This window comes from Actinomadura sp. 6N118, assembly GCF_044326415.1.
Classification (GTDB): Bacteria; Actinomycetota; Actinomycetes; order Streptosporangiales; family Streptosporangiaceae; genus Spirillospora.
In genome coordinates this window covers 142,961-165,396 of sequence record NZ_JBIRAZ010000014.1, presented here as the reverse complement: position 1 = coordinate 165,396, position 22,436 = coordinate 142,961, and the positions used below count along the sequence as shown (strand labels likewise).

The following is a 22,436-nucleotide window of genomic DNA, read 5'->3' as shown; positions in this document are numbered from 1 at the left end:
CATGACACATGAAATTCGGCGTACTGACGCTTGGCGGCGGCGCGCCGGCCGAAGTGGCAGAGCTCGGCCGGGCGCTTGAGGAACGAGGATTCGACTCGATCTTCGTTCCGGAGCACACCCACGTGCCCGTCGACATCCAGACTCCCTTCCCCACCGGGATGAAGGTGGTCCCTGAGGCAATGCAGGGGCTGGACCAGTTCGTGATGCTGGCGGCCATGGCCGCCGGCACGTCGCGGCTCCTGCTGGGCACCGGCATCTGCGAGGTGCCGCTACGCGACCCGATCATTCTGGCCAAGACCGTGGCCAGCCTGGACGTTGTGTCGGGCGGGCGATTCCTCTTCGGTGCGGGGGCCGGCTGGATGCGGGAAGAGATGCTCAACCATGGGATCGATCCCCGCACCCGGATGGGGCGGCTGAGCGACTATCTGGGCGCCATGAAGCAGATCTGGACCGAGCACGAGGCGTCGTACTCCGGCGAGTACGTCAAGTTCGACCCGATCATCTCCCTCCCCAAGCCCGTGCGGAAGCCGCATCCACCGATCCTGCTGGGTGTCGACGGGCCCAGCGCGATCGACCGGGTGCTCGACCTGGAAGCCGAGTGGATGCCGTGGCTGGCCCGGGAGGGGGACGGTCTGGCCGACCGCATCGAGGAGCTGAACGAGCGCGCCGCGGAAGCGGGGCGCGGTCCGGTCCCCGTCACGCTGGTCGGCGCCGGGGCCGACGAGGAAGAGATCACCTACTACACCGAGATCGGGGTCAGCCGTTGCCTGTTCGTGCTGCCCTCGCTGGACCGGGTGGAGACCCTCGACCTGCTCGACTGGTATGTGGACGTGATCAAGAGTGTTCCCTGAATCGTTGTTCTTCCCGGTGTCGGGTCGATCGCCGGACGGCCTGCGGGCCAACGCCGGGCGGCTGGCCGAGTGGCTGCGCGGTCCCGGCGACACCGCCGACCTGCACGACGTCGGCTACACGCTGGCCAGACGTAGATCACAAATGCGTACGCGATGCGTTGTCCACGCGGACGAACGTTCGGAACTGGCCGAGCGGCTCACGGAGATCGCCTCCGGCCGCACTCCGGACGACGCCTTCTGCGGCGAGGTTCTCGATGCCGCCGGCCACGGCGTGGTCTTCGTGTTCTCCGGGCAAGGTTCGCACTGGACCGGCATGGGGGCCGAGCTCCTGGACAACGAGCCGGCCTTCGCGGCCGTCGTCGAGGAACTCGAACCGGTGTTCAGCGCTGAGCGCGGCCGATCGCTACGAGAGCTGCTGACCTCGGACGACCTCGACGGCGCGGGCCCCGGGCTCCTCCAACCCGCGATCTTTGCGGTTCAGGTCGGGCTTGCTGCTGTGTGGCAGGCGTACGGCGTACGCCCCGCCGCCGTGATCGGGCAGTCGATGGGAGAGGTCGCGGCCGCGGCCGTCTGCGGCGGCCTGTCACTCACGGACGCCGCCGAAGTCATCTGCCGCCGCTCCGAACTCATGGAGGAAGAGCTCGTCGGCCAGGGCGCCACTGCGTTGGTGGAACTGCCGGCCGACGATGTGGAGCGCCGCGTAGCCGCGAGCCGTGGTCTGGAGATCGCGGTCTACACCTCGACGCGGGCGACAGTCGTCGCAGGCAGCCGCGACGAGGTCGACGCTCTCGTCACGGAGTGCGAGGAACAGGGCCGCGGCGCGTATCCCGTAGAAGGTGTCCGGCTGGCTGCTCATAGCCGGTTCGTGGACCCGGTGCTTCCTCTCGTCGTCGACGAACTCGCGGATGTGAAACCGCGGGAGCCGGTCGTCACCTGGTATCCGACAACATCGGCGGATCCACGAACATCGGCGGATCCACGCTCGCGGCCTCCGTTCGACGCCCGCTACTGGGCTGCCAACCTGCGCGAACCGGTGCGCATGACTCAGAGCGTGAAGGCGGCTGCCGAAGACGGCCTGAGAGTCTTCGTCGAGCTGTCCCCGCATCCGCTCCTCACCCGGGCGATCGGCGAGACGCTCTGGGACAGCGGCGTTGAGAACGCCGTCGTCGTCGGCACCATGCGCCGGGGCGAATCCTCGACACGGTCGCTGCCGAGTGCCTTCGCCGAGTTGAGCGCTCAGGGTGTGCCGGTGGACTGGAGCCGCCAGTACCCCGACGGTCGACTGCAGGACCTGCCGGTCAACGCCTGGCAGCACCAGCATTTCCCTCCGTACGAAACGAATGGCAACGTGCGGACACGCTCACCGGATGAACATCCGCTTCTCGGCTCGTACATGAGGCTTCCTGGGCAGTCCGTACGTCATGTCTGGCAGGCGCACATCGATCCGGAGACTCTCGGCTGGCTCAACGACCACAACGTGGGCGGCACGGTGGTGATGCCCGGTACGGCTTACGCGGAGATGGCAGTCGCAGCTGCCGCCGAGGTCTTCAAGGTCGGTACGCCGGACATCACGGTCACCGAGCTCGCCTACCGGCGGGTGTTGCCGATCGACCGGCCGGTCACCGTCACGACGAACCTGATCGCTGAGCACGAGGGCCGGGCCGACCTCGAGATCGTGACCGACCAGGGCGGAACGCCTGTCGTCCACGCGACGGCCGGGCTGAGCGTCCAGCGGGAGAACAAGCCCGCCGTCGCATCGCTCGATGAGCTTGCTCGCCGTCAGCCTCAGCAGAGTGATGCCTCGGCGACGTACACCAGGCTCAATGAGATGGGGATCTCCTATGGTCCCGCGTTCACGGGCCTTGAGTCTGTGAGTGCAGCCGACGGCAGCGCGTTGTACCGGATAAGGCGCCCTGAGGCGCTGCAAGCCGATCGGCGGTTCTCCTTCCATCCGGCCCTGCTCGATGCCTGTCTCCACGGCGTCATGGCGTTGCTTCCCGAGGGTGCCGAAGGCGTCCACCTGCCCACCGGCATCGGCCGGTTGCGACTGTTCGGCGAGCCGACGGGCGAGGTCGTCTGCAGCGCGCACATGGAAGACGGCAAGGCGGATGTGAATGTCTTCGACAAGTCGGGTCGGCAGATCGCGGCGCTGAACGGCGTGGAGATCCGGTGCATCGACGAGGAGGAACTCCCTGTGCCACTGCAGGACCTCCTCTACGTCGTTGAAGAGGAGCCGGTGCCTCGTGCAGAGAGCGGGCGCGGGCAGACGACCAAGGAATGGCTGGTCTGCGGCGCTCATGGGGGCGACGAGTTCGCAACGGAACTGGCGTCCGAGCTGTCAGCTGATCTGAGACCTGGACCTGGCCTTCCGGAGAATCTCGACCGCCACTATGGCGGAATCGTCGTGCTCGGGAACGGAGACAAGTCCGTATGCGATGCCGAGCAACGTGTCCTGGCGATGGTGATGATGGTGGCCCCGCTCCTCCGCCGCGGTAAAGCCGATGATCTCCCGCGCGTGTTCGTGGTCTCGCGTGGAAACGAGCTCAGCCAGGCTGGCATGGGCGGCCTGCTACGGACCATGCGGGCTGAACATCCGGAGCTCCTGGCGACGCTCATCAAGGTCGATCCAGACGAGCATGCCTCACTGCTGGCTGAGGAACTCAGGTCGGGGGCGCCAGGTGACGAGCTGTCCTGGCACGACGGTTCCCGGCGACTGGCCCGGTTGACGCGCATCGAGCCCGACCGGCTGGCGCCGCCGGTCCGGCCGTTGGTGCATCCAGGGGCGTCGTACCTGATCACGGGTGGGCTTGGCGGGCTCGGCCTGGCCACAGCCCGCTGGCTGGCGGGACACGGCGCCGGACGGCTGGTGCTCAACGGCCGCTCGACGCCTGACGAACAGGCGTGCAGGGTGATCGCGGAGATCGAGGCACGGGGTACCCAGGTGGCGGTCGTCCGGGGAGACATCACGCAGCCCGGTGTCGCCGACGAAATGGTGCGCGCTGCCGAGGGCGACGGCGTCACGCTCCGGGGCGCGGTACACGCCGCGATGGTCCTGGACGACGTGGCAATGATCGAACTCGACGCTGTCCGGCTCCACCGTGCGTGGTCGCCGAAGGCGGCAGGCGCATGGCAGCTCCATCTCGCCACCGCCGAGCGCGAACTGGACTGGTGGGTCTGCTGCTCCTCGCTCGCCGGCCTCACCGGATCTCCCGGCCAGGCCAACTATGCCGCCGCCAACAGCTTTCTCGACTCCCTTGTGATGTGGCGCCGTTCCTGCGGGCTTCCCGCACAGGCGGTGGCGTGGGGGCCGTGGTCTGAAGTGGGCCGAGTACGCGACGTCACGCTGAACGGGGTCGGCGGACTGCATCCGCGCGAAGGGCTCGCGGCTCTCTCGGAACTGATCACCAGGGATGTGCCCGTGGCGGCGGTCGCCAGACTGGGCGCGGACTTCGCCGACGCCTTTCCGCACGCGAGGCGGTCGACCTACCTGGCCCGCCTTGCGGCCACCGCGTCGCCGGCGGCCATCAACCGGGCTGATCTGGAAGGACTCGAAGCCGAAGACCGTCACCGAGTCGTTGGTGAGCAGATTCATCGCAGCGTCTGCCAGGTCATGGGGTTCGACGATGCGGAACTCGCCACTGACCGGCCGCTCGTCGAGGTGGGCCTGGATTCCATGGCGGCGACAAGGATCAAGGGAGCGCTGCACGTCGGCTTCGGCACCGACATCCCTGTGTCGCGGCTGCTCCAAGGGGCGAGCGTGAACGATCTGCGCAATGAGCTCCTCGCCCAGTTGGGTCCCGCGCCTGGTGTTCGGGAGGACCAGCCGATGAGGGGCGAGGCGACGACGGGCGAGATGGCAACTGGCCAGGCGGCTCAACGAGCGGAGGTGCGAGCGCAGCGCCTTGCCACGCAGCGAACCCGAAGGAGGAAACGGCAATGAGCGTCGAGACAGTGGACGGCGTTGCGGTCATCGGGCTCTCTGGACGGTTTCCGGGGGCCCGGGACATCGACGAGTACTGGCGCAATCTCTGTGATGGACGAGACTGCCTGGAAACTCTCGACGACGCCGTACTGCGCGAGGAAGGCGTACCGGAATCGGTCCTGCACAATCCCGCCTACGTGCGACGTGCCGGTCCACTGCAGGGCTACGACGAGTTCGACGCGGACTTCTTTGGCTTCTCCGAGCGGGTCGCCGAGCTGATGGATCCGCAGCAACGGCTCTTCCTCCAGAGCTGCTGGCATGCGCTGGAGGACGCCGCGTACGACCCGCAGCGCTGCGACGGTTCCATCGGCGTGTTCGGCACCGGCTCGTTCGGGACCTATTACCCCTACAACGTGCTGTCCCATCACGATCTGCACGAGCTGATCGGAGCAGGTACCTCCGCTGAGCTCATGCAGGGGCTGACCTTCAGCGATCCTAATTTCTTCGCCACCCAGGTGGCTCACGCGCTGGATCTGCATGGTCCAGCGATCACCGTGCAGACGGCCTGTTCAAGCGGTCTCGTCGCCGTCCACCTGGCTTGCCAGAGTCTGTTGTGCGGGGAGGCGGACATGGCGCTGGCCGGCGCCATGACCGTCCGGATACCGGCCCGGGCCGGCTATACGGCCGACGCGGAAACCACCATCTCGCCAGATGGTCATTGCCGGCCGTTCGATGTGCAAGGGAACGGGACGGTCTTCACCAGTGGAGGCGGTGTCGTCGTCCTCAAGCGGCTGGCCGACGCGATCGCAGACGGCGACCACATCCGTGCCGTCATCCGGGGTTCGGCGGTCAACAATGACGGCTCACTGAAGATGGGCTACGCCGCTCCCAGCGTGGAGATGCAGGCCGCCGTCATCGCCGAGGCACTCGCAGTGGCGGACGTCGATTCCGCCACCGTGGGGTACGTGGAGGCTCATGGGACCGGTACGGCGCTGGGGGACCCTGTGGAAGTCGCGGCCCTGAACAGCGGATTCGGTGAGCGCGCAGCGGACGCCCATTGCGCCATCGGATCGGTGAAGGGCAACATCGGACACTGCGAAGTGGCAGCCGGCATCGCTGGGCTCCTCAAGGCCGTGCTCTCGCTGGAACACCGCACGCTCGTACCCACCGTGCACTTCACCGAGCCGAATCCCGAGCTGCACCTGGCGGACACGCCGTTCCACGTTCAGGATCGGCTCGCGGAATGGGAGAGCGAAGCCCCACGCCGTGCCGGTCTGAGCTCGCTCGGGGTCGGCGGGACGAGTGTGCACGTCGTTCTGGAGGAGGCCGAGCCGAAGCCGGCCGGGAGCGCGCCGTCCAGGGATCAGGTGCTTCTGGTCAGCGGACGCACTCCCGCGGAACTGTCCGAGGTCTGCGAAGACCTCGCCGGGCATCTCCGTGGCCGGCCGGATACCGATCTTGCGGACGTGGCGTTCACGCTTGCCGAGGGCAGGCGCCACTTCTCCACGCGTACGACGGTCGTGGCCTCCACCGCCGAGGGTGCCGCCGAAGCGCTGGCCGATCACGATCCCTTCGAGGCGTCGAAGGAGATCGTGCTGCTCTTCCCCGGCGCAGCGGGCACCCGCATGCACGTGGCCGCGGATCTGTATCGGGCCGAGCCGGCGTTCGCCGAGCCGTTCGATCGCTGTGCGGAAGCGGTGCGTGAGCACTTGGCCGTGGATCTGCGTTCGATGCCGGCAGGCGGGAACGAGGCCGAGGGCACCTTCGCCGACGCGGCGTCCTTCGCCATCGAGTACGCGATGGGCAGGGCACTGGAGTCGTACGGCCTGCAGGCATCGGCGGTCGCGGGTACAGGCGCGGGCCTGATCGCCGCGGCGTGCTTCACCGAGACGATCGATCTCGCCAGTGCCGTGAGGATGATCGACGTGGGTCTCGAAACAGCCGACCTGGAGGCCGCGTCTGGAAGGATCCCCATGCTTCCGGCGGAGGACATCGACCCGGATGGCGCAGAGGGAGAACGCCTTGTGGTGGCGGTCGCGCCTGGCGTCGCCGAGCCCTGTGGCTTTCTCAGCATCCTCGGAAGACTCTGGAGCGCCGGAGCGTCCATTCAATGGGGCTTCGCCGATGAAGAAACGACCGTTAGGCGGACGCCGCTGCCTGGCTATCCCTTCAGGCGGAACCGCTACTGGGTGGATTCCGCGTATGCCACGAAAACGCCCACTCCTCAGGCAGCGGAGGCAGTACCTTCCGCTGAGTCGACACCTTCCGCTGAGTCGACCGAAGACCTTCTGGTCGCGTTGTTGTCACGGGCCTTGCGTGTGGAGCGCATCGGCGTGGACGACAACTTCTTCGAGTCGGGCGGCGACTCCGTCATGGCGGCGCAGATCGTGGCGCGAGCCCGGTCGCTTGGAATCCACCTGGCTCCCAAAGACATTCAACGGAACCCCACGGTGGCGAAGCTGGCTCAGGTGGTGGAGCGGACGTCGGCATTCGGCGGCTCGGCCAAGCGACGGCACGACTCGGTCACCTCGACAGAACCTAAGGAATGGGTGCCGTTGACGCCGACCCAACTTCAGGTGATCGGAGCTGATGCCGCACACGGAGAAGCGATGGTCTTCGATCTCGGAAGCGAGATCGACCCTGCACTCCTGGGGCGGGCCCTGGCGCACGTGCGCCGACACCACGAGGCGCTCACGATGGACTTCGAGAAGCACGGGGGTGTTTGGGAACAGCGCGTTGCCGACGAACACGAACCGCCGGTGATGACACTGGACGAGCTCACGCAACTGTCCCGTCGCCGCGAAGACCGGCGGCCCTCGCTGCCCGCAGCGGTCCTGGAACAGCCCGGCGGCCAGGGGCGGCAGCTCGCCGTCATACCGCATCCGGCGGTCGTCGATCCCGCGGCGCGGCGGCTGCTCGCCGAAGATCTGTCCACGGCTTGTCGGCAACTGCTCACAGAGCAGGACGTGGACCTGCCGTCAGTGGGCATGCCGTGGTCCGCCTGGGCCGGACACGTCGCATCCCTTGCTCATGACCCGGAGGTGATGCGCGAGCGTGAGCACTGGACAGCCCTTCTCGCCGACGCGAACACCGGCCCGTTCCAGCCGGGCTCGCCGACCGGATCCAACGGTCATCGTCGCGGGGATGACATCCGCTGTCTCTCGCACGTCTCCGATCAAGCAGTCACCGCCGCCGTCCGCGCCGCAGCGCGATCCAGCCAGCAGACCGTACGGGGCATCGTGCTGAGTGCGCTCGCGATGGCTCAAGCCAGAGTCACTGATCGACCGAACGCATTGCTCGACGTCGCGGCGAACATCCGCAAGGAGACTCCGGGCAGCATCGACCTCAGCAGAACCCTCGGGAACCTCACGACCGTCTTTCCCGTCGCCATCCCAGCACAGGGGAAACCGGCCACCGTTCTCGGTCTGGCCGAGGAGATTCTGGGGGCTGTGCCCGGCCAGGGGCTTGGCTATGGAGTGCTCAGGTACATGCACGGCCCTACGACGGAAGTGATGCGCGAACTTCCAGTGCCCGACATCGTCTTCAGCGACTGCGGAGCCATCTCCATCGGAGCCGACCTGACGGATGGCCCCTTGACAGAGAGACCATCCGCCGACGCCCCGGTCGGTGGGCCGCCGTTGGCCTTCGGGCACGCCGTCGACGTGCGCTGCTATCGCAAGCGTCGGCGGCTCCACATCGACTGGTGGTTCGACGGTGGTCGTGTGCCCGAAGCAGCCGTGACCCGGATGCGCGATCACACCGTGCAGGCGCTGAGTCTGCTCGTCCCGTCCGACGACGGCTCAAGGAGTGCCGATGTCCCCGCGTCAACCGACCGATGACGAGATCCTGGCCGCTGCCGCAGAGCTCGGCTTCGATCTGACAGCGGCCGATTGCGACTTCTACCGGTCGTTCATGGGGCCCGACCTGGAGGCGTACGAGTTCATCGAGACCGCCGGTGAACCCAAGCCCGCTCTGCGCGTTCCCCACCGTGGGTGGTGGCAACCTGAGCCTGACGAGAACGAACACGGGGCCTGGCAAGCACGCACCGAGATCCGGGCCGAGGCCCAGGGTCCGCTCACAGGCCGGTCTGTCGCGCTGAGCGACAACATCTGCCTGGCCGAGGTTCCGATGGCCATCGGAACCTCGTTCCTGCGCGGGTTCCGGCCCGATCGCGACGCCACCATCGTCAACCGGCTGCTCGACTCGGGCGCGACGATCACAGGCAAGGCGCATTGCGAGTACCTCGGCATCCCCAACGGATCGCACACCAACGCCGCCGGACCAGTGCGCAATCCTCGACGGCCGACACACTCATCCGGCGGCGCTGCTTCAGGCGCGGCGGCTCTCGTCGCGTCTGGCGCCGCTGACCTGGCGGTGGGCACGGACGCCAGTGGCTCGGTGCGGATACCGGCCGCCTGGTCCGGGATGGTCGGGCTGAAACCGACGCACGGGCTGATCCCCTACGCCGGGATCCTGCCGCTGGAATCGAGCCTTGACGATGTCGGCCCGATCACCGCGACGGTAGCGGACAACGCCCTGCTTTTGGACGTCCTGGTGGGCGCGAGCACCAAGCCCGAGCACTCGTACTCGGCCGCGTTGACCGGTGAGTGCGCGGGCATGCGCGTCGGCGTCGTCAAAGAGGGCTTCGAGCTGCCCGATCTGGACGCCGATGTCGCGGACACCGTCCGTGGGTCATGTGACGTCATGCGGATTCTGGGTGCTCATGTTGAGGACGTCGTCGTCCCTGCCCACCAGCTCGGCGTCGCCGTCTGGGATGCCATCGCCCTGGAGGGCCACGTCGACCAGTTGCTCGCGGCCGCTCTCGGGGGAGAGGACTCCGCGACCGGCCTGGCTCAAGCCTTGCGTGGCTGGCGGTCCAACACGGCGGAGTTTCCTCGTCCCGTCAAGGTGGCCATGGTCATGGGGAACGTCTTCCGTAGAAGGCACGGCGGCGTGACCCATAAGAAAGCGCAGCGGCTCGCTCATGCTCTGGCTGACGCATACGACGATGCGCTGGCGAACTACGACGTGCTGGTGATGCCGACCACGCCGATGAAGGCCACGGAACTGCCGTCACCCCAAGATTCACCGGAGGAGGATGTCCGGCGGGCCTTCGAGATGGTGCTCAATGTCGTTCCAAGCAACGCCTCAGGTCATCCGGCCCTCAGCGTGCCGTGCGGCGTGCGCGACGGGCTCCCGGTGGGCATGCAGTTCATCGCCCGAAGACATGCGGAGTCCACGCTCTACCGCGTCGCCCATGCCTACGAGTCAGCTCGCGGGGGCGGTGACGGCTCCGATGATCAGATTGATTAGCCGCTGTGCCTCATCGGCAGCTCGGTCCTTCGGCCGGCGGTCGAAAGGCTGCAAATCCGAGAGCGTTCCGATCTGGTGGAGGGCCAGCAATCCGACCATGGCCCGGTAGCGGAAGGCGACCTCGCCGGCGGGCAACTGGGGGAGGGCCTCGATGAGGGCATCCAGGTAGCGACCTTCAGCGGGGCCGACCTCGGCGGCGAACAGTTGCCGGATCTCGGGTTCCGGCTCGAACATCACCTGGCTCACGAAGCGGGCGACGCTGCCGGCGCGCTCGCCATGCCGCTCCTCCAGGCTCACGGCGGGCTCGATGAACGCCCGGACGAGATCCTCCGCGGCGGGCTTGGCGCCCCGGCTCTGCAACTCGTCCAGACGCCGTTCGCGATCTTCGTTGACCGCCGCCATCGCGCGCCGGACCACCGCGCGCAGCAATCCTTCCTTGGAGCGGAAGTGGTAGTTCACCGCCGCCACATTGACCGCCGCCGCCTCGGTCACCGCGCGAAGCGACGTCCCGGCGAAGCCTCGTTCGCCGAACAGTCGCTCGGCCGCGTCGAGGATCCGCTCTTTCGTGCCCCGTGAGGATCCCATGAGCCCAATCCTAGTTTAAAACGAGCGCTTGAATATTATCGCCGAGCGTGGGTACGCTCAAACAGTCGTTTAAAACGATCGACTGAATCGAGCTGGTTTCTCATGACGATCGCAGAACACGACACCCAGGCAGCCCAGGTCGAGGTGAGCCCCGGCCGGCGCCAGCTGATCCTCACGGTCATGTGCGTGGCGCTCGGCGCGGTGGTCGGCATGCTCGTCTCGCTAGTCATCGCGCTCCCTGGCATCGCCCAGGACCTGCGCGCCAGCGAAGCGGAGCTGCAGTGGGTGATGAATGCGTACGGCATCGTCTTCGCCGGTCTCCTGCTGCCCGGTGGGGCACTGGGGGATCGCTACGGACGCAAGGGGGTGCTGCTGGCCGGACTGGTGATCTTCATTGGGGCTTCAGGCGCGGTCCTGTGGGCCGACGACGTCGGTACGGTTATCGCCCTTCGCGCCGTGGCCGGAGCCGGTGCGGCGCTGGTCATGCCGATGACGTTGTCGGTCATCACCAGCGTCTTCCCGCCCGGGGAACGCGGCCGGGCCGTGGGCATCTGGTCCGGTGTCTTCGCGGGCGGCGGGCTCCTGGGCGTCATGGTCGCGGGCGCGCTGCTCGAGGGCTTCTCCTGGCGTTCGGTGTTCGTCTTCAACGCCCTCCTGGGCCTGGTCGCCCTGCTGGCCGCCGCGGCGGTGACCCCCAAGTCGCGCGACCCCTACGCCACCCCGCTCGACATACCCGGGACCATCTTCTCCGTCGTCGGGATCGCCTCGCTTGTCTTCTCCATCGTCGAGGGCCCGGAGCGCGGCTGGTCTGACGGGCTGATCGTGGGCGGGTTCGCGGTGGCGGTCGTCACCCTGGCCGCTTTCGCCTACTGGGAGCTTCGCAGCCGGACACCCATGCTGGACCTGCGTGTCTTCCGGATCCGCGGTGTCTCCGGAGGCTCTGTGGCCATCATGACCGAGTCGCTGGGTGCCTTCGGTGTGCTGTTCCTGCTGTTGCAGTTCCTCCAGGAGATCAAGGGCTATTCGCCGTTCGAGGCCGGGCTGGCCCTGCTGCCCCTCGCCATCGGCGCCATCGTCTTCTCGCCCACGGCGCCGATGCTGGCCCAGCGTTTCGGGTTCCGCCTCGTCATCGGCCTGGGCATGGCCGCGATGGCGGGCGGTCTGGCCCTGCTGTCTCTGCTCGACCAGGGATCGGCTTCCTGGCCCGTACTGGCAGGAGGCCTGCTGATCGGCGCCGGCGTCGCCTACGCCGCCACACCCGCGACCGACGCGATCGTCGCGGCTCTGCCCGCGGCCAAGCAAGGTGTCGCCTCAGCCTTGAACGACATCACCCGCGAACTCGGTGCGGTCCTCGGTATCGCGATCCTCGGCAGCGTCTTCAACTCCACTTACCGCGGCGACGTCGGCGACGCGACCGCGAAGCTGCCGCCCGACATCGGCGAGGCGGCGCGCGACTCGCTCACCGCCGCCCTCCAGATCGCCAAGCAGCTCGGAGGCGGGGAGGGAGCCGCGCTGGCCGACGTCGCCAAGGCGGCGTTCAGCACCGGGATGAACAACGCCATGCTGGTCGGAGTCGCCGTGGTCATCGTCGGCGGAGTCATCGCAGTCCTGGCGCTGCCCAGCCAGGCATCTCCTGAGACTCGGCAGCCCCAGAAGACCGATACCCGTGCCTGAACCAACGTGGGGGCCGGACCTCAGCGTCGGGCGGTGCTGCGCCGCTCCAGGTGCTTGCGGGCGCCGTAGGGCGTCATTCCGGGTGGCTTGTACACCGACACCACCACGGCAAGGAGCAACAACACGAGCGCGCCGGTGCCGTGCACCGCAGGGGACGGGCTCTGAAGGATGGCGAGGTCGTCGCTGGTCAGCGTCGGTCGCGCCGCCACTTCCGAAAGGTGGGACAACGTCTGCATGTAGAGGAGCAAGACGGTCGTGGCGAAGACGTTCATCACCAGCTTGACCAGCACCCAGTAGTGCCGGAACAGGCCCCACCTGCTGCCCAGGGACTGCACCAGCCCGGTGATCAAGGACGCGACGCTGAAGGGGATCAGGGCTGCCCAGCCGACCATCTCCAAAGACCGGGCGGCGGCCCGTGCCAGCCCGATGTCCTGGCTGGTCATCGTGACAACAGACAGGCTCAGCGCGACCACGACCGCACCGAGCCACCCGACCGATGCTGTGACGTGAGTGGTGAGCGCGAGCCTGCGCAGCCCCGGCGACATGGTGCTCATCCGTGGGTGCCGGCAGGAACCTCGTGACCACCTTGGCCGTCCTGCAGTTCCTGTTTCTGGTCAGAGCCGTGTCGGCCCGGCCCGTGCTCGCCGCCGGCGAGGAGCATGGCGGCCACGATCACCACTACCAGCACGGCAATGATGATCAGCGAGACCTTCAACCACCGCGGCACACCCGCGGCCAACCGTTCGCCTGGACGCCACGGCCGCATTGGTGGCCCAGCATGGGTTGCTCGGGGTGACGATGTCGCAGGTCGCCAAGGAGTCCGGCATCGGCCGGGCGACGCTGTACAAGTACTTCCCCGACGTCGAGTCGATCCTGCTCGCCTGGCACGGGCGCCAGATGGGCATGCACCTCGACCAGCTCGCGCAAGCGCGTGACAAGGCCGGAGACCCCGCACAGCGACTTCAGGTGGTCCTTGAGGTCTACGCCCACATCCATCAGGAACGTGCCCGAAGTCATGAGCACTACGGCCCCGAGCTTGTCGCGCTGCTCCACCGTGACGAGCCGGAACATTCGGCCAAGGCTCAGCTTCAGCTCCAAAGCATGGTCCGAGACCTCATCACCAAGGCTGCCCAAGCGGGCCACTTGCGAGACGACATAGCCGCCGACGAACTGGCCACGTACTGCCTCCACGCTCTGCAAGCCGCAGGCAACTCGAAGTCCAAGGCTGCCGTCCAGCGGCTCGTTGCTCTCACCATCACCGCAATGCGCCCCGCATCCCAGTCCTGACACCATGCGCGAAGGCGGTCTTGGTGACGGCGTGCAGGCAGTTTGTCTTGTGCGTGTCGCAAGGGGGATCTTGGCGCCGTGCTCGTGCCCTGGGCGAGGGGCGGCAGCGTCGCCTGGAAAACGGTGCGCTCTGCCCCCTGTGGCCGGAGGCCTGGGTCATCGTTGTCGGCGGCTGCGGTAGGCGGCGGTCTTGGCGCGGGCGGTGCAGGCGGCGCTGCAGTAGCGGCGTGAGCCGTTGCGGGTCAGGTCGATGTAGACGGCCTCGCATTGGTGCGCTTGGCATTCGCCGAAGCGTTCCGGGCCGTAGCCGTCCATGATCAGGGCGAGGGCGGCGGCGAACTCGCCGCCGAGGGCGTCGATCTCGGTTCCGCCTTGGCCGTGGAAGTGCAGGTGGAAGGGCTGGCCGACGTCCTCAACGAGATACGGCTGTGCGCTGTATTTGCGGATCAGGGTGTTGATGTGCAGGGCCTTGGCCGCTGGGTTGTCGGCCAGTAGCGCCTCCCGTAGTTCGGCGGCCAGGACGGCCAGGCCCCGCCCGGCGTCCGGAGTGTCCAGCAGGGCGGCGCTGTGGCTTTCGCTGAGGTTCTCGGCGTAGGCCGACGTCAGGGCCTCGCCGTCGAGCGGGCCGGTTCTTGCCCCGCCTTGCCATTTGGCGGTGGCCAGGTTCACCAGCCGGGCGATGAGCGGCGCCTGGCGGGTCACGTTACAGGCTATCTCCACTTGACTAGTAACACCTCGCGTGTGTGTTATAGGCGTAATCGTTTTAGAGGGTAACGGAGGTGAGGTGTTCCGGACCTATCGCCGCTTGGTGCACCATCGCGGTGTCCCCTCTTTGCTCGTCGCCGGGACGGTGGCGAAGCTGAGCACTCCGGCTCTGAGTCTCGCGCTCCTCCTGGCGGTCCTGGACCGGTTCGGCTCGTACGCCACCGCTGGTCTCGTACTCACCGGCCACGCCTTGGCGCTCGCGGTGTGCGCGCCGCTCGGCGGGCGGATGGCCGACCGGCTCGGCGGCAGGCGGGCGCTGGCGTGGTACCTGCCAGGTCACGCCATCGCCTACGCCCTGCTCCTCTCCGTCCAGCAGGCTCCGCCGACGGTGGTGGTCGGCGCAGCGGTGCTTCTCGGTGCCACCACGCCACCTGTCTCCGCCATCATCAGGGGCGCCTGGCCACAGATTGTGCCCGCAAACTCCCTGCCGGCCGCGTACGCGGTGGACAACGCCGTCAACGAGCTGATGTTCATCGCCGGCCCGCTGCTGGTGCCACTTCTGCTGCTGGTGCTGCCTGCCTTCGGCGTTGTGGCGGTGTCCGGGGCAGCACTCCTGCTCGGTGCGGCGTTGCTGCTGGCCTTCAAGCCGATACGCCGTGCACCGCCCCCTTCCAGCTCGCAGGTGCCAGTCGAATCACGCTTCAAGCGCATCGCCGGACCGCTCACTCACCGCCCGACGCTTCTCCTTCTGACACTCGCGAGCTTGGGCACCTTCTCCTTCGGCTGCCTGCGCATCGGCACGGTCGCCTCATCCGAGGCGTTCGGCGCTGCGGCGTCGGCAGGCGTACTGATGGGCCTGCTCTCAGTCGGCGCACTCGCCGGAACGCTGGCCTTCGGAGCACACAGCCGCGCGCGCAACGTCAGACTTTGGCTGATCACGCTGTCGGTCGCCGACGCAGCCAGCCTGCTCGCCGGTGCATTCGCCCCAGGCTTCCTGCTGCTGGCCGGACTGATCGTGGTGACGGGCCTGGTGACCGGGGCCCGCGACGCCATGCACCCTGTCCTGCTCGCCGAGCACGCCCCCGCGTCGTACCGCACCGAGGTGTTCGCCTGGCTCAACACGTTCATGTGGACCGGCTACAGCCTGGGCACCGCCGTCGCAGGCCAGCTCACCAAACCAGGCGCCGATGGAACCCCGGCCTTCGCCGCCGCAGCCGCATCCGCCCTACTCGCTGCGGTCCTGGCTGCGGCCTTGCGACCACACCCACCCACGACGAGTTCCTCGCCGATGTCCACGGCCACAGAGGAACGCGAGCCGACCCATTGAGGTCTCCTACCGCCCAGGGTTGTCGCGGTTACGCCCCGTCCGCGCCTTGGACAGCGGCTTCCAGGATGTGTAGCGGCCTGCAGTACGGGTGGACGCTCTGGCGGGGTCTTCCCTCTCTGGTGCCGGAATGGACAACTGGCGTCTATCGACAGCGCGGTGTCTCCGACATAACGTCGGAGGATCGTTCGCCCTGAGGGAGAGGGCTGCAGCCAAGGACGAGGGGAGGCCCATGCGACGGGGTGTGCGCCTGCTGGCTGCGGGTGGCCTGAATCGCCGCGGCGCCGCAGGCAACCGGGGTTTGGACGTCTTCAGGGTGACCAACGACCACGGGAGGCCGCTGAAGGCCCGGACCCGGCACCACCTGAATCCCCAGACTCAGGAGGTGCCACGAGGCTGAGCCGCGTTGAGGCCCGCCGTGGCCCAGCAGGACCCGGGTCTCCGCCGCAGGAATGACGCTGGCCCTCTAAGTCAACGAGCTTCTGCTGTTGGCGGACTACCAATTCAAGGCCTTGGCCGTGCACGGACGTCTTATTCGCCTGGGTGAGTTGGGAGGTATAAAAGCGCGCGCTTCGACTGCGTGAACAGGCTTCAGCTGACGCCTGATGATGAATCTCAGCTCGCGTGGAGAACTGCGCGCCAAGGGATGTCTTTGCCCATCGTCGGTTCCGTTGGACCTGTGCTGTTCAGCGTCTTGTGGCATCGTTGACCTGGCCATATCATGATACTTCGGCTTTTCCGATGTAACACAACGGAAAAGCATCTCTTGCGTTGTCGGTACCGCGTCCATGTCCCGGTCTCCTGTATGGCCAAGGCTGGTCAGTAAGGATGGAGGGCGGGGCAAGATCTGGACAATTCATGTCCAAGGGGCCAGTCTCTAGCTCACAATCGGGGCATTTCAAACCTGGAGGCCTGGATGGTCAAACGTGCCCTTTTGTCACTCGCTGCGATATCGGCGACGTTTTGGATTGGACCCGTCGCCAGTGCCCATCCCGACCATGGAGGCGCCAATCGGGAGCTCTTCCCGGGGGAGGGGGTCGTCCACGGTGATCAGCACGGCGGTACGGGCGGACACCTGCCGCCGGTGAGCCGCGGGGTCGATCTCATCGGCAAGGCCAAGGTCACCAACCCGGCCGGTACCGGGAACCAGGGCCGGGTCGCAGACGTGTCGGCCTACGGCGACCATGCCTTCCTGACCGCGTTCCGGGAACCCACGTGCGAACGCGCAGGGGCGCATGTCATGAACATCGCCAATCCCTCCAAGCCGTACGAGGTGACCAGTGCGTTCATGGAGACCACCCCGAACAACTACGCGGGCGAGGGCTCCCAGACACTCCGGGTGAAGAACAAGAACTTCGACGGGGTCCTGTTCATCCACCAGAACGAGACCTGCCCCGGCGCGCCCGCCCCGACCGAGCCGAGGACGCGGGGCGGCATCAACATCTGGGACGTCAGCGACGCCACCAAGCCTGAACTCCTGGTCAAGCACGCGGGCGACTACACCGACCCCGAGGGCGCAGACGACGACCAGGCCAACCAGACCCACAGCGCGTTCGCCTGGACCAACACGTTCGACGGGCGTACCTACGTGGTGCTGGTGGATGACGAGGAGACCACCGACCTTGACATCCTGGACATCACCGACCCGGCGAACCCGGTCCTGGTCAATGACACGCTCGACCTCAACGCCGCGCCGTTCAACGTGTCCCAGGACTCGCCGCCGAACCTCACCTCCAGCTTCTCCCACGACATGGTGGTGAAGCGGATCGGCGAGCGATACGTGATGAACGTCAACTACTGGGACGGCGGCTACGTGCTGCTGGACGTGACCGACCCGCGGCCCGACAACGTCAAGCTGATCGCTGAGTCGGACTACGCGCAGCTGGACGAGCAGCGGCTCCTGCGCGGGCACAAGATCTCGCCGGAGGGCAACGGCCACCAGTCGGAGCTGTCGCCTGACAACACATTCCTGATCGGTACCGACGAGGACTTCAACCCCTACCGCGTGACGGCGACGATCACCTCCGGTCCGTACCAGGGGACCGGCTTCACCGCGGTGTCGGCCTCCGACACCCCGCCGGTCGACGCTGACACCAGCATCACCGGTACCCCGGCGTTCGTCGGCACCGCCTGCGCGGCGCTTCCCGCCGGCAGCGGCGTGGCCCTGATCGAACGCGGCGGGTGCAACTTCCAGGTGAAATTCGACACCATCAAGGCCGCCGGCTACTCGGCGGGGATCGTGTTCAACTCCCAGCCAGCCGTGCCCAGCTGCCAGGGCCTGGTCAACATGCTGGTCGAAGGTGACCTTCCGTTCGTCTTCGTCGACCGTCTCACCGGGCTCAGGCTCCTTCAGGTACCGGGAGTGACCGCCGAGAACTCCTGCGACACCGCGACACCGGCCGCAGGCGCGGCGTCGGCCTCGGCCACCATCGAGGCGATCTTCGACGGATGGGGCTACATCCGGCTCTTCAAGACCAAGATCCGTGGTGACGCCGGTGCGCCGCCCGGCTCCATCGAGCAGACCGATACCTTCGCCATCCCCGAGTCCCAAGATCCGAAGTACGCGACCGGCTTCGGCGACCTGTCCGTGCACGAGGTCGCCGTCGATCCGAACCCGGACCGCAGGCTGGTGTACGTCAGCTACTACGCGGGCGGCTTCCGGATCCTGAAGTACGGCGACAAGGGCCTCAAGGAAGTCGGCGCCTTCATCGACAAGGGCGGCAACAACTTCTGGGGCGTGGAGGTCCACAACATCCGAGGCAAGCAGTACGTCCTGGCCAGCGACCGGGACTTCGGCCTCTACATCTTCCGGCCAGGCCGCTGATCCATCGACCGAGTCCCGTGCCGCGCCCTCCGGCGTGGCACGGGACTCCGCCTTATCTACTACCTTAAATAGTATGTAGTTGCTGACGGTGCCCGCAGGCTCACCATCCGAGTGGCTCTGGTCAGGTGAGCACCGAGCAGGCTCGGTCGCTGGGGATCAAGCAAAAGATCAGCAGCTTCACCATTCCACACGGTCTACCAGCCCGAACCCAAGCTCACCTGCACCAACCAGGGAGATCGTCGTCCACGCGGGGGCGCCAGAGCATCGTGCTCGACCCGGCCACGTTCCGCTACCTCGGCACCCGTTACGAGGTCGCCCGCGAGCACATCGACAAGGCGGCGAACGGCGCCACGGTCACCTACAAGCAGGGGACGGCCCTCGGCTGATACGCCTACATCGACCAGAAGATCTGCGGAGTGTGTTCGCCGCGGTGGCCAGGTGAGGTCTTCATCTTGGCTGATTCCTGGTTACTGCGCATTTGTTCAAGACGGTGCCACTCTTTGCTGGCAAGAAGGAGGTGCGTCCTGGCGCACCCGGAATCCCTCCGGTCAGCCGCCAGTGCCATGCAAGATCAGGAGGAAGGCTCATGCGCAGAACGATGCGCGTCGCGCAGACCGTCATGGCCATCGCCGCTGCCGCCACTGTCACGGCGGCGCTTCCGGCCCCGGCGTCCGCGAACACCGGCCCGGCTGACGACCGCAAGAAGATGCTGGACTCGATGGGTTCCAAGGGCAACAACCTCAGGGCCGCGGACCTGCCGACCTGTACTCACTTCAGGTCACCGGCGGGGGGATCCGTCAGGTTCCCCTCAGTTGGCGCGTCCGGCACGATCGACTGCAAGCTCCAACTCGGGGACTACAACAACTGGGGTGTCGTCGCGTTGCAGCAATGGCTCTACCACTGCAACAACGCCAGGCAGGTCGTGGTCGACGGTGACTACGGGTCGGTGACTCGTGATGTCATCCTCTGGATTCAAGCTGCCAACGGCATCACGGCCGACGGCATCTATGGGCCCCAAACACGCGCCGTGCTCTCCTGGGCGAGATACAACGGCAATACCTTCATCGGCTGCTTGCCTCCCGGCTGAGAAAGGTGCCCGACCAAGAGGCCCGCCACCCGACGGTGGCGGGCCTCGGTCTGCCCCGCGCCCGGAGCAGCCGTGAAAGATCGCGTTGGTGGGTCGGCGTAGCGCGGATGGTCGTGCCGGTGCCTCTGAGCTGGGTGTATGTGCTAGTCGGCAGCCCCGCCCGCGATGGCGGCCCGGTGTACCGGCCGCACGATGGCTAGACAGGCAATTAGCTAATTGCCATAATGCCTACATGCTTGAGGTAGAGCTGGTGAAGGCGCTGGCCAGCGACAAGCGGCTGCTGATCCTGGAGTGGCTGCGCGATCCCGAGCGGCACTTCGCGCCGCAGCGTGACGGTGACCTGGTCCGCGACGGGGTCTGCTCGCTGTTCATCGCCCAGAAGCTGGGGGTGAGCCAGCCGACCTGTGGTGAGCATCTGAAGGTGCTGAGCCGGGCCGGGCTGGTACGCGGCAAGAAGATCAAGCAGTGGGTGTTCTACCAGCGCGATGAGAGCCGGATCGCCGAGGTCAAGGAGCTGTTGAGCGGTGAGTGGTGAGCTGTACGAGCGTCTGATCAAAGATCTGGACGCGGCCGGGGCGCGTTACCGGTTGATCGATCATTCCCCGGAGGGGCGTACCGAGCTGGTCAGCGCGCTGCGCGGGCATGATGTCGCGCACGCGGCCAAGTGCCTGGTCGTGATGGTCAAGATCGGCAAGAAGGTGACCCGGTATGTGCTGGCGGTGGTGCCCGGCGACGCCCGGCTGGACCTGCAGGCGGTCAAGGCGCTGCTGGAGGGCACCTACGCCTCCTTCGCGGGCAGGGAGAGGGCCGAGGAGCTGGCCGGCAGCCTCAGTGGCACCGTGCTGCCCTTCAGCTACCACCCCAGCTTGGAGGTCATCGCCGATCCTGCGCTGCTGAAGGTTCCCGAGCTGTTCTTCAACGCCGCCCGGCTGGACCGTTCGATCGCCCTGGCCACCGACGACTACATCCGCATTGCGGGCCCGCGCGTCGCGTCCATTACCTCGCCCACCCCGACGGCCATCCACTGAAGAGCACTGTGAACGCCTCCCTGCAGCCTGGACTCACCGCGCAACTGAACTACGTGGTGCCTGCCGTGTGCGTTAACGGCACCCGAAGGTATGGTTGACTTCATAAGTCGAACGGCACTGTTCGACTTGATGTGCAACCATTCGACAGCGGGCAGTGGCCACTCAGCCGAAGCAGGCTGCGCGCTGCCGGTGCGGCGAGAAAGAGAGACCTTGTGGGTGAGCTCGTCGTGGGCGCCGAGACCGGCTGGAACAACGACAGTGTGCCCATGGACACCACAGTCGTACTTCTGATGGCCGGGCTGATCTTCCTGGTGGCGTTGGTGTTGGGCGTGTGGAAGTACCGGCAGATGATGACCTCGCCAGGGCACACGGCCCATCCCTACGTCGACACGGCACATCGCGCGGCGCTGCTCTACTCGTTCGCAACACTTCTGGTCGCGGTCTTCGTCCAGCTCAGCGCATGGCCGATGCTGGTAGACATGGCCGCGGCAGCCGTAGTGATCGTGTTCTTCGTGGCCGCGATCGCCACGTACGTCTACCACGGTCACCGACAGGACACCGACAATCAGCTGCGCCACCCCGTCCGCGGCACCGGCATCTTCATGGGCGCGCTGATCCTGGGCGAGATCGGCGGCTTCACCGTGCTGCTTGCCGGATTCATCAAGGTCCAAGTGCTCTGAACAGGGATCCGAAACAGGTGTGGATCACCTCACCGAATCCGGGTAGTACCTACAGCGTGTCGGAGATCCATCCGGGTGGTGCCGGACCATGAACGGCTATCAGGCCGCTCTCGTCGTGGCGCTGCTCGTCGTGGCGCTGGTCGCGGCGGTCTACGCGCTGGGCGCGCTGGCCGCGGTGGCGAGATCCCCGCTGGAGGGCGGCCCGTTCCTGAGCGGGGAGCCGCCGGCCGAGCACGCGGTCAGCCGGTTCCACGTGCGCTGGTACACGATCACCATGGTCTTCCTGGCCTTCGACATGGAAATGATCTTCATGTACCCGTGGACGCTGGTCGTCGCGGACATGGGGGCCACGGCTGTGGTGGAGATGTTCATCTTCCTCGGGCTCCTGCTCGTGGGCGTGGTCTACGCCTGGCGGGAGGGGGCCTTCCGGTGGGTCTGAGCGAGGCGTTGTTCCGGCTGGCGGCCCAGCGGCCGTGGCCGCTGGTCGTGCCGGTGCCCGGACACACCGCTGTGCGCTTGGCCGGGGAACGGGAGATCCGGCGGCGCGGCTGGCGGCCTGCCCTCACTCCAGCCCAGGCGAATCTCCTTGTTGTCTGCGGAGAGCCGGTTGAGGAGCTTGAGGCGGCTACGCGGCGCGTGTGGGAGCAGATCCCCGCGCCGCGAGTACGCATCGACGTGCGTCTTCGGGACGAGATGGCGGGGCTTTTGGAGGAAGCGGCGGAATCGCTCGCCCATCGCGATGACCAGCGTGCCCAGGCCACTGCCCGCCGACTGGCGCAGCCCACACCGGAAGCCGAAGCTCGGCATGGCCACGAGGAGTCCCAGAGCAGCGGCGGGCACGACCATCACCATCACGGGGAGATGGCGATGCCCGGTGGCCTGGCGATGGCCGATCGTGCTCCGGACCGCGACGGGCTCAAGCTGGACCGCCTGAACGTCGCGTTGGGACCGGTGCTCGGCGACTGGCCGGCGGGCCTGGTCCTCCGGGTTGCCTTGCAGGGCGATGTCATCCAAGACGTGCAGGCCGAGTTCTACACGCGACATGCCGGTGCCACCGCTTTCTGGGATGAGCCGTGGCAGCGCGTTCGAGAAGGCGAACGGGTCACCCGCGGAGAACTTGCCCGGCACAGAGCCGCGGCTCATCTCGACAGCCTCG

18 protein-coding genes are annotated in these 22,436 nt (G+C 67.0%); 13 read left to right on the top strand and 5 right to left on the bottom strand.

The window, feature by feature from the left end; translation table 11 throughout:
• The first annotated feature begins 8 nt into the window (after nt 1-8).
• From ACH34W_RS33100 to ACH34W_RS33085, 4 genes are read left to right on the top strand one after another with little or no spacing between them, the layout of a single operon-like run.
• Complete coding sequence (locus tag ACH34W_RS33100) at nt 9-851, top strand: LLM class F420-dependent oxidoreductase (protein WP_395965077.1); 843 nt, start codon at nt 9-11, stop codon at nt 849-851.
• A complete protein-coding gene (locus ACH34W_RS33095) occupies nt 841-4,791 on the top strand; it encodes an SDR family NAD(P)-dependent oxidoreductase (protein ID WP_395965076.1) in 3,951 nt (1,316 codons plus the stop codon). The genes ACH34W_RS33100 and ACH34W_RS33095 overlap by 11 nt, the downstream gene beginning before the upstream one ends.
• On the top strand, nt 4,788-8,612 hold the full coding sequence (locus ACH34W_RS33090; protein ID WP_395965075.1) for a type I polyketide synthase: 3,825 nt from the start codon (nt 4,788-4,790) through the stop codon (nt 8,610-8,612). The genes ACH34W_RS33095 and ACH34W_RS33090 overlap by 4 nt, the downstream gene beginning before the upstream one ends.
• Nucleotides 8,587-10,086, top strand: coding sequence for an amidase (locus ACH34W_RS33085; RefSeq protein ID WP_395965074.1), 1,500 nt, complete (start codon nt 8,587-8,589; stop codon nt 10,084-10,086). Before ACH34W_RS33090 ends, ACH34W_RS33085 begins: the two co-directional genes overlap by 26 nt.
• On the opposite strand, the gene ACH34W_RS33080 is transcribed toward ACH34W_RS33085, so the two are convergent.
• Nucleotides 10,042-10,671, bottom strand: coding sequence for a TetR/AcrR family transcriptional regulator (locus ACH34W_RS33080; protein WP_395965073.1), 630 nt, complete (start codon nt 10,669-10,671; stop codon nt 10,042-10,044). The genes ACH34W_RS33085 and ACH34W_RS33080 overlap by 45 nt on opposite strands.
• 102 nt (nt 10,672-10,773) lie before the next feature.
• Here ACH34W_RS33080 and ACH34W_RS33075 point away from each other — a divergent pair, with 102 nt between their 5' ends.
• Nucleotides 10,774-12,345 (top strand): MFS transporter, encoded by a 1,572-nt coding sequence (locus tag ACH34W_RS33075; protein ID WP_395965072.1) that lies wholly within the window; start codon nt 10,774-10,776, stop codon nt 12,343-12,345.
• A 20-nt stretch (nt 12,346-12,365) separates the two neighbouring features.
• Here ACH34W_RS33075 and ACH34W_RS33070 read toward each other — a convergent pair whose 3' ends face one another.
• Both ACH34W_RS33070 and ACH34W_RS33065 read right to left on the bottom strand, forming a co-directional pair.
• On the bottom strand, nt 12,366-12,899 hold the full coding sequence (locus ACH34W_RS33070) for a hypothetical protein (protein WP_395965071.1): 534 nt from the start codon (nt 12,897-12,899) through the stop codon (nt 12,366-12,368).
• On the bottom strand, nt 12,896-13,060 hold the full coding sequence (locus ACH34W_RS33065) for a hypothetical protein (RefSeq protein WP_395965070.1): 165 nt from the start codon (nt 13,058-13,060) through the stop codon (nt 12,896-12,898). The genes ACH34W_RS33070 and ACH34W_RS33065 overlap by 4 nt, the downstream gene beginning before the upstream one ends.
• 32 nt (nt 13,061-13,092) lie before the next feature.
• Here ACH34W_RS33065 and ACH34W_RS33060 point away from each other — a divergent pair, with 32 nt between their 5' ends.
• Nucleotides 13,093-13,632, top strand: a complete 540-nt coding sequence (locus ACH34W_RS33060) for a TetR/AcrR family transcriptional regulator (RefSeq protein ID WP_395965182.1) — start codon at nt 13,093-13,095, stop codon at nt 13,630-13,632.
• A 156-nt stretch (nt 13,633-13,788) separates the two neighbouring features.
• Here ACH34W_RS33060 and ACH34W_RS33055 read toward each other — a convergent pair whose 3' ends face one another.
• Nucleotides 13,789-14,352, bottom strand: a complete 564-nt coding sequence (locus tag ACH34W_RS33055) for a CGNR zinc finger domain-containing protein (RefSeq protein ID WP_395965069.1) — start codon at nt 14,350-14,352, stop codon at nt 13,789-13,791.
• A 64-nt stretch (nt 14,353-14,416) separates the two neighbouring features.
• Between ACH34W_RS33055 and ACH34W_RS33050 the strand changes: the two genes are divergently transcribed.
• The 7 genes from ACH34W_RS33050 to ACH34W_RS33020 all read left to right on the top strand — a co-directional run bounded on the left by ACH34W_RS33050 (nt 14,417) and on the right by ACH34W_RS33020 (nt 21,719).
• Nucleotides 14,417-15,664 (top strand): MFS transporter, encoded by a 1,248-nt coding sequence (locus tag ACH34W_RS33050; RefSeq protein ID WP_395965068.1) that lies wholly within the window; start codon nt 14,417-14,419, stop codon nt 15,662-15,664.
• 1,081 nt (nt 15,665-16,745) lie between these two features.
• Entirely contained in the window at nt 16,746-18,485 is a 1,740-nt protein-coding gene (locus ACH34W_RS33045; protein ID WP_395965067.1) for a PA domain-containing protein, read from the top strand.
• Nucleotides 18,486-19,071: 586 nt separating this feature from the next.
• The gene (locus ACH34W_RS33040) at nt 19,072-19,572 is read left to right on the top strand and encodes a peptidoglycan-binding protein (RefSeq protein ID WP_395965066.1); all 501 of its coding nucleotides are present in this window, start codon (nt 19,072-19,074) and stop codon (nt 19,570-19,572) included.
• Between the two features lie 232 nt (nt 19,573-19,804).
• A complete protein-coding gene (locus ACH34W_RS33035; protein WP_395965065.1) occupies nt 19,805-20,107 on the top strand; it encodes an ArsR/SmtB family transcription factor in 303 nt (100 codons plus the stop codon).
• Entirely contained in the window at nt 20,097-20,600 is a 504-nt protein-coding gene (locus ACH34W_RS33030; protein ID WP_395965064.1) for a YbaK/EbsC family protein, read from the top strand. Before ACH34W_RS33035 ends, ACH34W_RS33030 begins: the two co-directional genes overlap by 11 nt.
• Nucleotides 20,601-20,812: 212 nt before the next feature.
• The gene (locus tag ACH34W_RS33025) at nt 20,813-21,280 is read left to right on the top strand and encodes a hypothetical protein (protein WP_395965063.1); all 468 of its coding nucleotides are present in this window, start codon (nt 20,813-20,815) and stop codon (nt 21,278-21,280) included.
• An 88-nt stretch (nt 21,281-21,368) separates the two neighbouring features.
• Complete coding sequence (locus ACH34W_RS33020; RefSeq protein WP_395965062.1) at nt 21,369-21,719, top strand: NADH-quinone oxidoreductase subunit A; 351 nt, start codon at nt 21,369-21,371, stop codon at nt 21,717-21,719.
• Here ACH34W_RS33020 and ACH34W_RS33015 read toward each other — a convergent pair.
• Nucleotides 21,683-22,423 (bottom strand): hypothetical protein, encoded by a 741-nt coding sequence (locus ACH34W_RS33015; RefSeq protein WP_395965061.1) that lies wholly within the window; start codon nt 22,421-22,423, stop codon nt 21,683-21,685. The two genes, ACH34W_RS33020 and ACH34W_RS33015, sit on opposite strands and share 37 nt — an antisense overlap.
• Between the last annotated feature and the right edge of the window lie 13 nt (nt 22,424-22,436).

What these genes read in the sequence shown, in the direction of transcription:
- ACH34W_RS33100 (WP_395965077.1), top strand. Translation starts at nt 9, where the DNA reads ATGAAATTCGGCGTACTGACGCTTGGCGGCGGCGCGCCGGCCGAAGTG.
- ACH34W_RS33090 (WP_395965075.1), top strand. Translation starts at nt 4,788, where the DNA reads ATGAGCGTCGAGACAGTGGACGGCGTTGCGGTCATCGGGCTCTCTGGA.
- ACH34W_RS33085 (WP_395965074.1), top strand. Translation starts at nt 8,587, where the DNA reads ATGTCCCCGCGTCAACCGACCGATGACGAGATCCTGGCCGCTGCCGCA.
- ACH34W_RS33080 (WP_395965073.1), bottom strand. Translation starts at nt 10,671, where the DNA reads ATGGGATCCTCACGGGGCACGAAAGAGCGGATCCTCGACGCGGCCGAG.
- ACH34W_RS33075 (WP_395965072.1), top strand. Translation starts at nt 10,774, where the DNA reads ATGACGATCGCAGAACACGACACCCAGGCAGCCCAGGTCGAGGTGAGC.
- ACH34W_RS33070 (WP_395965071.1), bottom strand. Translation starts at nt 12,899, where the DNA reads ATGAGCACCATGTCGCCGGGGCTGCGCAGGCTCGCGCTCACCACTCAC.
- ACH34W_RS33040 (WP_395965066.1), top strand. Translation starts at nt 19,072, where the DNA reads ATGCGCAGAACGATGCGCGTCGCGCAGACCGTCATGGCCATCGCCGCT.
- ACH34W_RS33035 (WP_395965065.1), top strand. Translation starts at nt 19,805, where the DNA reads ATGCTTGAGGTAGAGCTGGTGAAGGCGCTGGCCAGCGACAAGCGGCTG.
- ACH34W_RS33020 (WP_395965062.1), top strand. Translation starts at nt 21,369, where the DNA reads ATGAACGGCTATCAGGCCGCTCTCGTCGTGGCGCTGCTCGTCGTGGCG.
- ACH34W_RS33015 (WP_395965061.1), bottom strand. Translation starts at nt 22,423, where the DNA reads ATGAGCCGCGGCTCTGTGCCGGGCAAGTTCTCCGCGGGTGACCCGTTC.